At 61.0% G+C, this 14,274-nt stretch carries 14 protein-coding genes and 1 tRNA gene; 7 read left to right on the top strand and 8 right to left on the bottom strand.

What is annotated here, in order from left to right; translation table 11 throughout:
* The first annotated feature begins 197 nt into the window (after window positions 1–197).
* Window positions 198–1,478, top strand: coding sequence for a serine--tRNA ligase (gene serS / locus BM079_RS02185; protein WP_090130351.1), 1,281 nt, complete (start codon window positions 198–200; stop codon window positions 1,476–1,478).
* 68 nt (window positions 1,479–1,546) lie between these two features.
* The gene (gene cobA, locus BM079_RS02180) at window positions 1,547–2,722 is read left to right on the top strand and encodes a uroporphyrinogen-III C-methyltransferase (RefSeq protein ID WP_175489562.1); all 1,176 of its coding nucleotides are present in this window, start codon (window positions 1,547–1,549) and stop codon (window positions 2,720–2,722) included.
* A gap of 52 nt (window positions 2,723–2,774) precedes the next feature.
* On the opposite strand, the gene BM079_RS02175 is transcribed toward cobA, so the two are convergent.
* From BM079_RS02175 to BM079_RS02160, 4 genes are read right to left on the bottom strand one after another with little or no spacing between them, the layout of a single operon-like run.
* A complete protein-coding gene (locus tag BM079_RS02175; protein WP_090130349.1) occupies window positions 2,775–3,038 on the bottom strand; it encodes a hypothetical protein in 264 nt (87 codons plus the stop codon).
* Window positions 3,038–3,247 (bottom strand): hypothetical protein, encoded by a 210-nt coding sequence (locus tag BM079_RS02170; RefSeq protein WP_090130347.1) that lies wholly within the window; start codon window positions 3,245–3,247, stop codon window positions 3,038–3,040. Before BM079_RS02170 ends, BM079_RS02175 begins: the two co-directional genes overlap by 1 nt.
* Window positions 3,248–3,289: 42 nt before the next feature.
* Entirely contained in the window at window positions 3,290–3,643 is a 354-nt protein-coding gene (locus tag BM079_RS02165; RefSeq protein WP_090130345.1) for a hypothetical protein, read from the bottom strand.
* Between the two features lie 44 nt (window positions 3,644–3,687).
* Complete coding sequence (locus BM079_RS02160; RefSeq protein WP_090130343.1) at window positions 3,688–3,900, bottom strand: hypothetical protein; 213 nt, start codon at window positions 3,898–3,900, stop codon at window positions 3,688–3,690.
* Between the two features lie 399 nt (window positions 3,901–4,299).
* Here BM079_RS02160 and BM079_RS02155 point away from each other — a divergent pair.
* Window positions 4,300–4,384 (top strand) — tRNA-Leu (locus BM079_RS02155).
* Window positions 4,385–4,867: 483 nt separating this feature from the next.
* On the opposite strand, the gene BM079_RS02150 is transcribed toward BM079_RS02155, so the two are convergent.
* On the bottom strand, window positions 4,868–5,785 hold the full coding sequence (locus BM079_RS02150) for a LysR family transcriptional regulator (RefSeq protein WP_090130341.1): 918 nt from the start codon (window positions 5,783–5,785) through the stop codon (window positions 4,868–4,870).
* Between the two features lie 90 nt (window positions 5,786–5,875).
* On the opposite strand from BM079_RS02150, the gene BM079_RS02145 reads away from it, so the two are divergent.
* From BM079_RS02145 to BM079_RS02135, 3 genes are read left to right on the top strand one after another with little or no spacing between them, the layout of a single operon-like run.
* Window positions 5,876–6,886 (top strand): TIGR03571 family LLM class oxidoreductase, encoded by a 1,011-nt coding sequence (locus BM079_RS02145; protein WP_090130339.1) that lies wholly within the window; start codon window positions 5,876–5,878, stop codon window positions 6,884–6,886.
* A 29-nt stretch (window positions 6,887–6,915) separates the two neighbouring features.
* The gene (locus tag BM079_RS02140) at window positions 6,916–8,049 is read left to right on the top strand and encodes an alkene reductase (protein ID WP_090130336.1); all 1,134 of its coding nucleotides are present in this window, start codon (window positions 6,916–6,918) and stop codon (window positions 8,047–8,049) included.
* Window positions 8,049–8,528 (top strand): nuclear transport factor 2 family protein, encoded by a 480-nt coding sequence (locus tag BM079_RS02135; protein ID WP_217639626.1) that lies wholly within the window; start codon window positions 8,049–8,051, stop codon window positions 8,526–8,528. The genes BM079_RS02140 and BM079_RS02135 overlap by 1 nt, the downstream gene beginning before the upstream one ends.
* Window positions 8,529–8,634: 106 nt before the next feature.
* Here the strand turns inward: BM079_RS02135 and BM079_RS02130 are convergent, their stop codons facing one another.
* Together BM079_RS02130 and BM079_RS02125 are read right to left on the bottom strand one after the other, a co-directional pair.
* A complete protein-coding gene (locus tag BM079_RS02130) occupies window positions 8,635–9,588 on the bottom strand; it encodes a nuclear transport factor 2 family protein (protein ID WP_175489561.1) in 954 nt (317 codons plus the stop codon).
* 73 nt (window positions 9,589–9,661) lie between these two features.
* Window positions 9,662–10,663 (bottom strand): LLM class flavin-dependent oxidoreductase, encoded by a 1,002-nt coding sequence (locus BM079_RS02125; protein ID WP_090130332.1) that lies wholly within the window; start codon window positions 10,661–10,663, stop codon window positions 9,662–9,664.
* A gap of 219 nt (window positions 10,664–10,882) precedes the next feature.
* On the opposite strand from BM079_RS02125, the gene BM079_RS02120 reads away from it, so the two are divergent.
* Window positions 10,883–11,608 carry a hypothetical protein gene (locus BM079_RS02120; protein WP_090130330.1) on the top strand — a complete coding sequence of 242 codons (726 nt, stop codon included), beginning with the start codon at window positions 10,883–10,885 and terminating at the stop codon, window positions 11,606–11,608.
* Between the two features lie 38 nt (window positions 11,609–11,646).
* Here the strand turns inward: BM079_RS02120 and BM079_RS02115 are convergent, their stop codons facing one another.
* A complete protein-coding gene (locus BM079_RS02115; protein ID WP_090130328.1) occupies window positions 11,647–14,082 on the bottom strand; it encodes a membrane-bound PQQ-dependent dehydrogenase, glucose/quinate/shikimate family in 2,436 nt (811 codons plus the stop codon).
* Window positions 14,083–14,274: the final 192 nt, after the last annotated feature.

The raw sequence follows: 14,274 nt of genomic DNA, 5'->3' as shown, positions 1-14,274 counted from the left end.
GGGGGTGGTCGCCATTGTCGATCGGTATGCGCATAATGCACTGGCGGTCATGCCGCTGCGACAGATAAAGTGTCGCGGTCGGCTGTCGGCCAATAGTGTCGGGCAGCGTAATTTTTTACAATGTGTTCCTTCATGTTGATTCCGCATCGTGTCTTCACGATTGGCGGACATTATTGTCACGAACCGACAGGATAGTCATGCTCGATCCCAAACTGCTGCGCAGCGACCCTGACAGCGTTGCCGCCAGACTTGCCCGCCGCGGCTATGCCCTTGATGTTGATCGGGTCCGGGCGCTGGAGTCACGTCGCCGTGAACTTCAGACCCGCACTGAAGAGCTCCAGAGCGAGCGTAACACTCGCTCGAAAGAGATCGGACAGGCCAAGTCCCGCGGCGAGGACATCGAGCCTTTGCTGGCAAGCGTGGGCAATCTGGGAGAGGCGCTCGACAGCGCCAGCCGCGAGCTGACTCAGGTGCAGGCAGAGTTCGAGGAGATTGTCACCGCCATCCCCAACCTGCCTCACGATAGTGTGCCCGACGGTCAGGATGAAGACGACAACGTCGAACTGCATCGCTGGGGAACGCCTCGCGAGTTTGACTTTACCGTGCGGGATCATACCGACCTGGGTGGCATGCACGGTTATCTCGATTTCGAACTGGCCACAAAGATTACCGGGTCTCGTTTTGCGGTCATGCGTGGCCCGATCGCGCGGCTGCATCGAGCACTGGCACAGTTCATGCTCGACAAGCAGACGCTCGAGCACGGTTACGAAGAGGTGGCTGTCCCCTACATCGTCAATCGCGATTCACTTTTTGGCACCGGCCAGCTGCCCAAGTTCGGCGATGATCTCTTCAGGCTTGAAGGTGATCAGGAGTATTACCTGATCCCGACGGCCGAGGTGCCGCTGACCAACATCGTGCGTGACGAGATCATCGATGGCGCTCGACTGCCGCTGCGCATGACCGCTCACACGCCCTGTTATCGCAGTGAAGCCGGCGCTTACGGTCGTGATACCCGCGGCATGATTCGCCAGCATCAGTTTGACAAGGTTGAAATGGTACAGGTCGTCGACCCGCAGCACTCCTATGAGGCGCTCGAGGAGATGCGCGGTCATGCCGAGGCCATTCTGCAGGCGCTTGAGCTGCCGTATCGCGTCGTGACCCTGTGCACCGGTGACATGGGCTTTGGCGCGGCCAAAACCTATGACATCGAAGTGTGGCTGCCCAGCCAGAACACCTATCGCGAGATTTCCTCGGTGTCCAACACGGAAGATTTTCAGGCGCGGCGCATGCATGCGCGTTTTCGTGGTCAGGGGCAGAAGAAACCGTCACTGGTACATACGCTCAACGGTTCCGGACTGGCAGTCGGGCGCTGCCTGCTGGCGCTGATGGAAAACCACCAGCAGGCTGACGGTTCAATCACGGTGCCCGAAGCTCTGCGCGGCTGGATGGGCGGTGTCGAGCGCATCAACCAGCCTTGATGACGGCTGCGCCGGCCTGACGCCGGCGCATCGTGATTGCGGCGATAACGATAATTCTCAGGGCACTTATGGAACTGCTTTCTCTTCAGGTGGACCCCCGACATCTTGATGCTCATCTGATCGGCGCCGGTCAGGCCGCGCTATCGCTGGCACGTCAGTTTCGCGGGCTGGAGCTGGCCCTGACCCTGCATGGTGAAAGAATGCCGGCGCTGACCACACTGGCGCGTGAAGAGGGCTGGGACTGTGTGGCGGAGATGCCACAGACGGGACAGCTCTGGATCGTGGCAACCGGCAGTCTGGATGAGGATGCGCGTTGGGCCGCCATCGCCCATCAGCACCGCATCGGTGTCTACGTGCCGACCTGTCCGGAGCTTTCTACCGTGCGACTGCCGGCACGCACTCAGGCGCTGGCGCCCGAGCAGGCCAATGACCTGCGGCGCGGTCATGTCTCGCTGGTCGGTGCCGGCCCGGGCGATCCGGGGCTTTTGACCCTGCGCGCGCTGGAGCGTCTTCAGGAAGCGGATGTTGTCATTCATGACCGGCTGGTCAGTCCGGAAATTCTGGCGCTGGCCAATCCGCAGGCGCGACGTCTGTATGTCGGCAAGGCGCGATCGGCCCATAGTGTGCCCCAGGAGGGCATCAATCAGGCGCTGGTGGACTGGGCGCGTGGCGGTTACCGAGTGGTGCGTCTGAAAGGAGGGGATCCCTTCATTTTTGGTCGTGGCGGGGAAGAGCTGCAGGCGCTGGCGGCCGCGGCGCTGTCCTTTGAGGTCGTTCCCGGTATTACGGCGGCCACGGGTATTTCAGCCTATACGGGCATTCCGCTGACACACCGTGACCATGCCCAGTCCGTGCGGTTTGTGACCGGGCATCTGCGCAACGGTACCTGCGATCTTGACTGGCAGACGCTGGCGGCCCCTGGCCAGACGCTGGTGTTCTACATGGGGCTCGGGACGCTGGACACGCTATGCAAGCAGTTGATTCAGCATGGCCTGTCGGCTTCAACGCCCATCGCGCTGGTAGAGCAGGGCACCACCGCCAGGCAGCGACTGCACACCGGCACCCTTGAAGACCTGCCGGGCAGACTGGCGGGGCTGAAGGCGGCGCCACCCACTCTGATTGTTGTCGGAGACGTCGTAACCCTCAACGAAACGCTGGGCTGGTTTGCAATACAGACGGCCAGAAGCCTGGGCTGGGAGAGCGGCAAGCATCCTTCTCCACTACCGCTGGCGGACAGTCGCTGACGATATCAACGCTTGCCTGCACTGGTAGATCTGCACTGGTCTGACGTGCTTGTCAGCGCAGAAAGGGAAGCTCGGGTAGCGAAAAATCGGGCAGTGAGAAGGGCATGGGGATGTTCTGCATATGCCCGATCACCAGCGCCAGCACGATAGGGCTGAACAGCGCGAAAAGCGTCAGGGCCAGCCAGTTGAAACGTTCATACCAGAGCACGTTGCGGTAGCGCCGGTTGGACGGCAGCGGATCTCGCAGCGAGCGATACCCCATCGGCAGTGTTTCTTCCGATGATTCCACGGCCTTCTTGTTATCCAGCTGTGACATCACGACACCATCTGCGCCTGAATCAGCGAATCGATCAGGATCTCCTCACCCATCCCGGGACGGGTTGCCCGCAAAATAATAAAGGCAGTTCGATGGGCGGACTCAAACGTGTTCCACGCTTCATCGGGACTGGCCAGAAAGGATTCTACCCAGCGTGACGCCCATGCCTGACATGGCGTGTGATGTTCCGGATAGCAGGGACTGGTCATCAGTGACACTCCTTTGATAACGGGGCAGGTCATGACAGTCTCTTAGCGGTGGCTACCATCATTGTTGCGATCTGTCCCGGATGGGCGCGGCGTGGAAAGCGTATTGCGCTGCTGATAATCACGCTTTTCCTGCTGCAGCTCACGCTGTGACTGTCGCAGCCTCTGCTGCTGTAGCGAGCGGTCGCCGGGACTGGTCTGCGGGTTACGCAGAACGGATTGCTGTCGATGGATGCTGGATTCACGGGACTGGATGCGTGAATTCTGCTGAGCACGCTCAAAGCGCTGCTGGGCTTCACTACCGGCGCGCTCTCGAGAGGCGCCGACACCTGATGACATGCCCAGTGCCACTATCAAGACGGCAGACAATGAAAGAAGACCAACGCGATGACGGCGCATGGTAATACTCCTGTTGTCGGGCATGACCTTTTATGAGGATAGCGCTATCCCGCCTTGCGCGTCATGCCGATACGATGGAGCTGCACTTCTTCGGCCATGGCAAGCTCATAGGCTGCCTGGCGGAACTCCTGCATGGTGCAGATGTAGTGCCCGTTGGGGCATCTCAGCTCATGATGATCCAGTGTACGGACCGGCCAGGAAAGGGTGATGTTGCACTCGGGACAACGCGGCCCACCGCGATAGCCTGTAGGGGTCATGACATTTCCATTGTCAGTAGGGGATGGTAACCGATGCCTCCATCGGCGGCATTCCATGCCTTCGATGCGGTGCGGACTCTAGCACACTGTAATGAGCTGTACAGGTTCGTCTGTATAGATAAATGGGCCAGGTCCACATCAATTTAAGCCTGACCCAAACATTGCAGGCATCTGCAGGAACGCGCGCCATGCCGGTCCCGACACGATTTTCCGGATAAATTCACGACTTGTGGAACCAATTCCGAGTGTCGTAGTCAGAGATAGTGCAAGACATCCTTCTGGGTTTCTTTGCCCCTCCCTCGTGAGGGGCTTTTCTTTGCCCGACAATCGGCAAATCCGACACTGATTCCCTGCCGCTGATTGACGGATGTAGCGCAATGCGTACAATACCTCGCACTCGCGGGAGTGGTGGAATTGGTAGACACGCTGGATTTAGGTTCCAGTGCCGCAAGGCGTGAGAGTTCGAGTCTCTCCTTCCGCACCATCTGCTTTACTTGTACGTCCTCTGACATATCCTTCAGCCCTGATGGCGCCCAGTCTGTAGCAAACCTCTTTCCTCTAGCGTCATCCTCAAACACGCTATTCAGGACGACTCCTTGTGCCCCTCCTTGTATGTTTGCAATTAAACTCGGTATGAAATCGAGGTGATGTGCTGCCACTACTCATTGGAGAAGATGGTGTGCCGACCGTGATGACCAACGTCACCTGCCATGTGACCGGTATTCGTGTGTTTGAGTATCCGATCATGCTGGCGGCCTGGTCAGTCAGCTACCGACGATATAATCGTAAAACCTGTGCTTGCGGGTATCTTCGTTGCTCATGAAAAGCTCGGTATATCGTCAATATGCCGAGCTTTTCCCTTTGTGATGGCGCTGATTTCATATTTTTCCAGTCGCTGATCCGAGGCGTTCACGTGCTCTGATTCAGGAGGCAGGTGTTGACCGAATAGGTCCATACGACTCCTGGATCACATGCCAAATTCCCGATTGTCTCTTGCCGCCTTTTTAAGGGCTTCGATGACCGTGCGAACGCCGGGCCTTAAATAGCGGTTGGTGGGCCACAGGACGTGGATCGGCATTTCTGCCCCTGCGTAGTCATCCAGTACGGTATCGAGCTGCCCGGTCGCCAGTTCCTCGGCGATCAGCCAGGTCGGCAGCTGACACAGACCCGCGCCGGCAAGCACTGCCGACACCATGGCTTCGCCATCGCTGAACTCGTGGCGGGCATGAACCCTTTGAGAGACCAGATGGCCATCGCCGTGACGCAGCAACCAGCTCGGCTGATCGTGACGTTTCCAGCCCACAATACAGTCATATGTCATCAGAGCCTCCGGCGTCTCCGGGCGACCATGCCTGTCCAGCCAGTCAGGAGAGGCACAGATAACCAGTCGCTGGGTACCCAGCCGGCTCGCCACGATATCGGCATCGTCATCCAGACGGCCGATGCGCACGGCCAGATCGATACCCTCCGCGACAATATCAGCGGTGCGTTCGCTGAACATGACCGAAAAGTCGAGCTGATCGAAACGCCGCGACAGCTCGTTCAAAAGCGGCAGCACATGGCGTCTGCCAAAGGCGCCGGGAAGCTCCAGGCGGACGGTGCCGGCCGGGGCTTCCCGGCGGGTGGCCAGCGTCTGTTCGATATCCTCGAGAGCGCCGAGCGCACGTGCGGCGGTGTCAAAATATTCGTTGCCCTCGTTGGTGAGCGTCAGGCGTCGGGTCGTGCGATGGAAGAGCTTGGTCCCCAGCCTTTTTTCCAGTCTGGAGACACTCTTGCCCACCGCAGACCCTGTCATGCCGAGTTGTTGCGCCGCCGCAGTGAAGCTGCCCAGCTGAACGGTAGTGGTGAATTCGATCAGCCCATCGAGTGAGTGCGATATGCTCATTATGGAACTCCACGACGTAATGAAAATCCTTGCGGCCCGATTATAGCGCAACCAGAAGTGTCTAGAGTGTGCGGTCAGGAGGATTTGCTCATGACCGACACTACCGCTCTGCGTTCGGACTCAAGGTCCCCAGCAGGTTTCAAACATCCGGGATATCGTGGGCTCTTTGAGCCCGGAGAGGTGACCCTGGGGTTGATCATGCCGCTGGAGACCTACCCCAACGCGCCGGCACCCACTCTGCAGGATCACTTCACGCGCGCCAGGGAAGCTGACGAGGCGGGGCTGAGCGCGCTCTGGATGCGTGACATCCCGTTTTTCGACCCGCGCTACGGTGATGCCGGTCAGGTATTCGAACCCCTGACCTACATTGCGGCGCTGGCGCGGGAAACCCGACGCATCGCGCTCGGGACGGCCGGCATTGTACTGCCGCTGCGCGAGCCGAAGCTGCTGGCCAAACAGGTGGCGTCGCTGGATCACTTCACTGACGGTCGCATGCTGCTGGGACTGTCCTCGGGGGACCGACCGACAGAGTATCCGCTGTTTGATATCGACTTTGACAGCCGTGGCGAGCGTTTTCGCGACGCCTTCGAGGTATATCGCGCCGTCATCGAGGAAGATTACCCGACCTTTGACTCTGCCCGTTTCGGGCGGTCACAAGGGACGCTCGATATGCTGCCCAAACCGCCGCATGAACATACGCCAACGGTTGCCATCGGCCGCGCGCAGCAGTCGACCGAATGGATCGCCGAACACCTCGATGGCCACATCGCGCCATCACCGCCGCTTTCGCGCCTGACACGGTTTGCCGAGCAGTGGCGTGACGTGGCCATGCCGCAGTCCGACAGCCCCTTCAAGCCACTCGGCATTGCCGGATTTCTGGATCTGGTGGCCGATCGTGATCATCCATTGCAGCAGATTCCCGCCGGTTTTCGCACCGGTAGCAAAGCGCTGGCGGAGTTCATGGCCACGGCCCGCGAGGCCGGCATACAGCATATGGCGCTCAATCCGAAGATCAGTCAGCGACCGCATCGGGCGCTGCTGGATGATCTGGTGCGCGATGTGTTGCCTCACTTTCCCACACGAATCGATCAACCGATTTGACGGTTAGACATCTCAAGCAGGAGATTTTGATGAGTCAGAAACTTTTTGAAGCCTACACACTGGGTGACATCACGCTGTCCAATCGCGTCATCATGGCGCCGATGACACGCGCCCGTGCCGAGAACGAAATCCCGGATGAACTGACCGCGCGGTATTACGCCCAGCGCGCCGGCGCCGGACTGATCGTCAGTGAAGGCGTGCCGGTTTCAAAAGAGGGGCGCGGTTTTCTTTACACGCCCGGGCTGTTCAACGCCGCCCAGGCCGAAGGCTGGCGTCATGTGACGGACGCCGTTCATGACAATGGTGGGCGCATCTTCGCTCAGCTCTGGCATGTCGGTCGTGTGTCGCATCATTCGCTCCAGCCGGACGGCGGCCAGCCGGTCGGGCCGACATCTCGTCAGGCCATCGATGCCAAGGCCTTTGCCATCAGCGATGAAACCGGCGAGCCGGGGCCGATCGCCCCGGACCAGCCACGGGCACTCGAAATCGAAGATATCGAGCACATCATTGAAGATTTCGCCCGGGCAGCGCGTACCGCCATCGATGCCGGCTTTGACGGAGTCGAGATTCACGCCGCCAATGGCTATCTGTTCGATCAGTTCATCAACGGCGAGCTCAATGATCGTGACGACCGCTATGGCGGCTCAATCGATAATCGTCTGCGCTTCACGCTTGAGACGCTGGATGCGGTCATTGCGGAAGTCGGGGCCGGGCGCGTTGGTATCCGTGTCTCGCCGTTCGGTCGCTTCAATGATCTGAAAGCCTTCGATGGCGAGGCCGAAACCTGGGTCGCCATGGCTGCCGAGCTGGAAAAGCGCGGTCCGGTCTATGTTCACCTGAGCGATCAGCTGACGCTGGGGGCCGAGAAGATGCCCGATGGCTTCGCCGCCCAGTTCTGCAAAACCTGGACCGGGACCCTGATCGCCGCTGGCGGCTTCGGTCAGGCCAGTGGTGAACAGGCACTGGTCAACGATGAGCTGGATCTGATCGCCATGGGACGGCCCTTTATTGCCAATCCGGATCTGGTCGATCGTATGAAAAATGGCCACCCGCTGGCCGAACCCAATCGTGAGACCTTCTACGGTCTGCTCGGCGCCAAAGGCTATACCGACTACCCGACCTGGGCCGAACAGCAGGCCGGCGTCGAACAGGAAGAGGCCTGATGAACATGAATGATGATCAGCAGGCGCGTCTTGTCGAACTTCTGGATCGCGAGGCGATTCGACAGCTTCGAAACGATTATTCCCGCTGCCTGGACAGTGGGAATATCGACGGACTGTCCCGGGTGTTTACCGAAGACGCCTCGCTTGAAGTGACCGTCGGTGCGATGGAAGGTCTCGAGGCGATCAAGGCAGGACTGCGCGACGCCTATCGTCAGTTTGATCGCGATGGGCGCGGGCATTACCCCTTTGTACACGTCATCGCCAATCACGAGATTCGCCTGACCGGCGCCGACAGTGCCGAGGGGCAGTGCTATCTGATCGATTTCGAGACGGCATCAAAAACCGATGATGAGGGGCGCGTCGATAAAAATCCGCTGCTGCTGCTTGGTCTCTACCACGACCGGTATCAAAGGGTGGACGGCGAATGGCGCATCGCTTATTCGAAGCTCGATGTGGTGTGGCCGTCGCAGGCTGACTGACACACGTTTCATGTCTTCATGCGTTTTGTACCTTGCAAAAACCCCGGACTCATTGTGTTGAGGGCGGGGTTTTTCGTGGTATTGATCGATAGGACGCCGATATCGCTTACGAGGTGAACGGCATGTTGTCATCGCCGAACCAGCCGGGCACGTACTCGCTCCAGCTGAACTTCCAGAGGCCGTCCTCCTTGATCAGTTCAAGCCGATAGTGGGCACCGTAAAGACGCTGGCCGTCATCATCCACCCAACGCCCGGGAATGCGGCGGCCGACCCACATCTCGGCGCTCTGGCCATCGTCTGCCAGCGTGATCTTCAACGGTTCGCCGTGGTGCTGCATCCAGGGCCACAGGCGCCGAAAGGCCTTCAGCGACCCCACGATCTCATGCAGACCGTTCAGCGGCCCCAGCGGTGGAAAAAGACCGCGCGCGGCTGGCGTATAAGTGCTTTTGAACAGAGTGATGTCGTTTTGATCAATGCCCCAGGCGTAGCGGGAATAGGTCTCGGCAATTTTTTCTTCTTCGCTGGCCTGAATTCGATTGTCGGGCATGGCAACCCAGGGCGAATCGAGTTCGCTGACCATCACCGGTGCGTCATCGCCCGGCCGCCAGCCCTGCTGTCCCGGCGGCAATGTCCAGCCGGCCAGGCGCTGCGTTTCGCCTTCGGCCCAGACGACGCTGAGGAGAATGTCGTCGATCTTCCAGTCCTCGCCGCACCAGGTCAGCTGTAGCCGCATGACAAGACCGAAGGCAGTGACCGGTGACTGCGAGGGCGGCTGTGACAGCTCGCCGTAGCCGTAGGCACTGACCATGGCGTGGCCTTGACCGTCGGCGGTGACGTAATGGTTGGTGGTGGCAAGGGCAAGGCGCTGGTCATCTCGAGCGTCTTCCTCGAACCGGGCAATGACGCTGTCGCGCCCCTGGTGATGGCCCTTGTGGTCGCTGCGTAGTGCAACCTCCGCGCTGATAAAGGCCTCTTGCGCTGTCCAGTCGTTGTCGGCCCAGCTTTGGGTGAAACGGTGTAAAAGATCCAGCGCCGCGGTGCGGGTGATGAGTCGGCTCATGTAACTTACTCGGGATAAGGGGCAGAAAAAGACCCGGATAGACCGGGCCTTGTATCGTTTGAAGGGCAGCGCGTCAGTCGCCAAACCAGGCGCGGGCGATACGCTGATGGGAGTCGATGCGGGCGTCGGGATCATGAATCCAGGAGTTGATCATGATTTCATCGGCGCCGGTGCGCTGGACCAGGTCGCGCAGTTGCTGGCTCACCTGCTCGCCGGTGCCCCAGGCGGACTCGCGTAGCTGATGGCGGATCTGGCGCGCTTCCATCGGATGCCACAGTCGATCCATGTCCTCGACCGGTCTGGGCAGCAGCGTGTCGACACCGCGTCCAAGGTTGTAAAACTTCTGAAGCTCCGTGGTGGCAAGGTGCTCGGCATCACGCCGGGTTTCGGCGGCCACGGCGTTGACGCAGACGATGACATAAGGGGCATCCAGCTGCGCCGAGGGTTTGAAGTGGGCGCGGTAGGTGGCGATCGCCGCCGACATGGCATCCGGCGCGAAGTGCGCCGCGAAGGCCAGCGGCAGGCCGCGCTCGGCCGCGAGCTGGGCACTGAAGGTGCTGGAGCCCAGCAGCCACAGGGGGATGTCGAGGCCGGCACCCGGAATGGCCTTGATACGCTGTTGGGGCTTCAGCGGGGCCAGATAGCCCTGCAGCTCGGTGAGCATCTCCGGGAAATCGAGGCCGCTGGCCGTCAGGTCGCGGCGCAGTGCTCTCAGCGTCGCGCCATCGGTACCCGGTGCGCGTCCCAGCCCCAGATCGATGCGGCCGGGGTAGAAGGACTCCAGCGTGCCGAATTGCTCAGCAATCATCAACGGCGGGTGATTGGGCAACATGATGCCACCGGAACCGAGCCGGATGGTCGAGGTGCGCGCGCCGATATGACTGAGCACCACTGAGGTGGCCGCACTGGCAACATCGATCAGGTTGTGGTGCTCGGCCACCCAGTAGCGCAGAAAGCCGGCCTGTTCGGCGGCCTGCGCCAGTCGTGTGCTGTTGGTCAGCGCATCGCGGGGCGTGAAGCCCTCACCAATGGGAATCAGATCAAGCACGGACAGTGGCGTGTGACTCTCTTTCATTGCGCTCTCCGAAACGGCGGAGCCAATGGCGCTCCGCGTCCAAAAATGTGATCGGCGTGCAGTATGATTGTGTCTTATGGGTGAATAAATTGGCTCGAAAGATGCTTAGAATATCCTGTCAAGCCATAATCGCGAGGGCCTTGACTCGCTAGACTGATTGGCTCGGTAGACCATGCCGGAGCCTGAACGGCCGGTCATTTGATGCGAGGAGAGAATTCCATGGAAGAGCGCGCCCTGAACCTGATGCGCGAGCACGCCATTCGCGATATTGCCCACCGCTGGTTTGCCTTCTTTGAAGGAGAGACCGAACCCGTCGAGCAGCATCTGGCGCTGTTTACGCCAGAAGTACGCCTGGTGCATGCCGGCACACATCTGCTGGCGGCGGGAAGAGACAGGCTGGGACAATGGCTGCAACAGGTCCCCAACGAGCAGGACGCTCATTTTATTCACGCATTGAAGTGGCAGATGCTTGATGCGGACAGCGCCGAGGTGGCCATGGAGATCGACTATCGCGTTGCCCAGTCGGACGGTAGCCTCGGTGGCGCGATCATCGAATATCGCGCCGAAGTGGTGTTCGATGCCGACGGTAACGCCGTGTTTCGCTGTCTGCAGAAGACGCCGGTTGCGCCTAACCCGGCGCGTGAATACCGGGATAGTTTCGCCGACAACCGTTTGAGGGCCGCCGTGGCACGTCTGGGGTTTCTCGCCGCCTGTGGGACGACGGATCGAATAGGCCAGGAGCTGCTCGGTCGCAACGCAATGAGTGACTGGACGAAACTGACACCGACGCTGCCCCTGGCGTTGCTTGCCGAGGCTCGAATCACACGATTTGATGGCGATGCGTTGACGCTGGAGCTGTCTGCTGACGAGATGCAACCGCTGCGCCTGTCGTTCGCGGAGCGCACAGGTCGTTATCCGAGCCTATGGCGGATTGAATGGATATGAGGGAGGCGAGCCGGCAGAGCGCCGGCTCGCAGATCGGGTTACTCGGGTAGAGCGTAGGCGATGACGTAGTCGCCGACCTCGGCGGAGCCGGAGGCGCCACTGGCGGACACCACCACGTACTGGCGGCTGGTCTCCGGTGATGTGTAGGTCATCGGAGTTGCCTGGGCGCCAACCGGTAGCGGGGCCTTCCAGACCTCCTTGCCGGTGTCGATGTCGAAGGCGCGCAGGTAGAAGTCCAGCGTGCCGGCGTAGAACACCAGTCCGGACTGCGTCGTCATGGAACCCCCCAGTGTCGGCATGCCCAGCGGAATCGGCAGACCAGTGCGCAGGCCCAGCGGGCCGGTCTCCTCAACGGTGCCCATCGGGCGTTGCCAGACGATCTTCCTGGTCTTCAGGTCGATCGCAGTCAGCGTGCCGAACGGCGGTGTGTTACACGGCACGCCCAGCGGTGACACGAAGCGCTCGCGATTGATGCCGTAAGGCGTGTTGCGCGCCGGCATGTAGTCGAGCCCTTCTTCCTGTCCGCCCGAATGCGTGGCTTCGAAGGCATCGGCCTCTTCCCGCGGCAGGAACTCGACCAGCTGGCCAATGCGAATATCGTTGACCAGCAGATAGTCTTTGGTCGGGTTGATCGATACACCGCCCCAGTTCATGCCGCCCAGCACGCCGGGGTAGTGCAGCGTCTGCTGTGTCGACGTGGGTGTGTAGGAGCCTTTGTAGTGGAGCTCATTGAATTTGATGCGGCAGGCCAGCTGATCGAACAGGGTCATGCCCCACATGTCCGTCTCGGAGAGAGAGCCGCCGCCGATTCTCGGCATGCCCGTCGACACGGGCTGGGTCGGTGAGGGATGCTCATCGGGCACGGCGGTCTGCGGTACCGGAACTTCCTCGACCTCGGTGATGGGCTTGCCAGTGCGACGGTCGAGCAGGAAAATTTCGCCCATTTTGGTCGCCTGGGCAAGAGCTGGAATCGTGCCGCCCTCGCCATCAGGAATGTCGTAGAGTGCCGGCGTCGGCGAGACGTCGTAGTCCCACAGATCGTGATGGACGGTCTGAAATACCCAGCGTTCGTGGCCGGTGGCGATATCGACCGCTACAACCGAGGTGGCGCGCTTCTCCGACTCGGGGTTGCGGCCGACACCCCAGTAGTCGGGTATGGTGCCGCCCACCGGCATGTACAGCAAGCCCAGTTTTTCATCGAAGGATGGGTGAGACCACATGTTGGGCGAGTCGTGGGTGTATTCGCCATCCTCGGGCAGGCCGTGGGTGTCAGGGTCGCCGGCATCCCACGCCCAGACCAGGGCGCCGGTCTCCACGTTGAAGGCGCGCACCACGCCCGAGGGTTCGGCGCCGCGATGGATGCCGTCGCTGACCCAGCCGCCGACGATCACCAGGTTGCCGAATACCGCCGGCGCGGAGGTGGCGGTGTACCAGTCCGGCTCGGGGTTATCCAGATGCAGCTGCAGATCCACCGTGCCGCGATCGCCGAAGGTCTCGCAGAGCTCGCCGGTGCTGGCATCGATGGCCTGAAGGCGGGCATCGTTGGTGGTCAGCAGGATGCGCTGCGTGCAGCTGGCATCGGCCAGTCGTTCGTCGATGGCTGGCGTCATCGATACGCCGGCCGCCGCTGCGTCGCGCGGCACGAGGTTGTCCGCGGTGTCGGCGTCAAAGTAACCGACGCCACGGCAGCGCGGGTGGGTGCTGATGGTGCGCGACTCGGGGTCGTGATGCCAGATCGGCTCACCGCTGTCGGCATCCAGTGCGAAGACCTGGCTGCTTGGCGTGCAGGTATACACGACGCCGCCGACTTCCAGTGGCGTGGCCTGGTCGGCATAAGGGAATTGAGGGACGTCGCCGGTGCGGAAGGTCCAGGCCACTTCCAGCGCGTCGACGTTGTCCGGCGTGATCTGATTGGCCGGGGAGTAACGTACGCCGGTGGGCGACTGGGCATAGCTGCGCCATTCATCCCACTGGGGCTGCGCCAGGTTGCCACCAGCCTCGGCGGCCGGGGCGTCGTCATCGGGCGTGATCATGCCATGGGGCTGGAAGGCGAAGCCGATCAGCACGACGCAGAAAACTGCGGTGGCGCCGGCCAGCGTGCGCGTGACGGCCGGCCTGCCGATACCGGCGCGACCGGGGAAGATCGTCGGCAGCGACAGCAGCACCGGCACGCAGAGCACCAGTGGGATGCCCAATCTTGGCATCAACGGCCAGTAGGCAAGACCCGCCTCGGTCAGTGCCCAGATCAGGGTGGCGATGAAGTAGGCGAAGAACAGCACGGCGCCTGAAGGGCGACGCTGGAAGATCAGGATGCCCGAGAGTGCCAGCACGACGCCGGCAATCACGTAGTAGAGCGAGCCGCCGAGCATGGCGAGGCGAGCGCCGCCGATCGCCAGTACCAGGCCGATCGCGAACAGCACGATACCGGCCAGGGCGACGGCTTTGCGCGCCGGTCCCGAAGGTTCCCTTGTCATAATGATTCCTTGCTTGCGCCATCGGTCGTCGACCCGCAAGGCCCCTCCGCTGTCGGGTACCCGATGGTTTCTGATTCGAGAGGGGGTGCTGCGATGCCGGCTGGGGTTTCCCGTCCCGGCACGAGAGGCCACCGGGAAGGCTAACGCAACCGTGGCGATCGATAATCGGGATGGCGGGAAAAAGCCTTTGTC

Source organism: Kushneria avicenniae (genome assembly GCF_900112585.1).
GTDB lineage: Bacteria > Pseudomonadota > Gammaproteobacteria > Pseudomonadales > Halomonadaceae > Kushneria > Kushneria avicenniae.
Note: the sequence above shows the minus strand (reverse complement) of the source record. Positions and strands in the feature narration are given on the sequence as shown.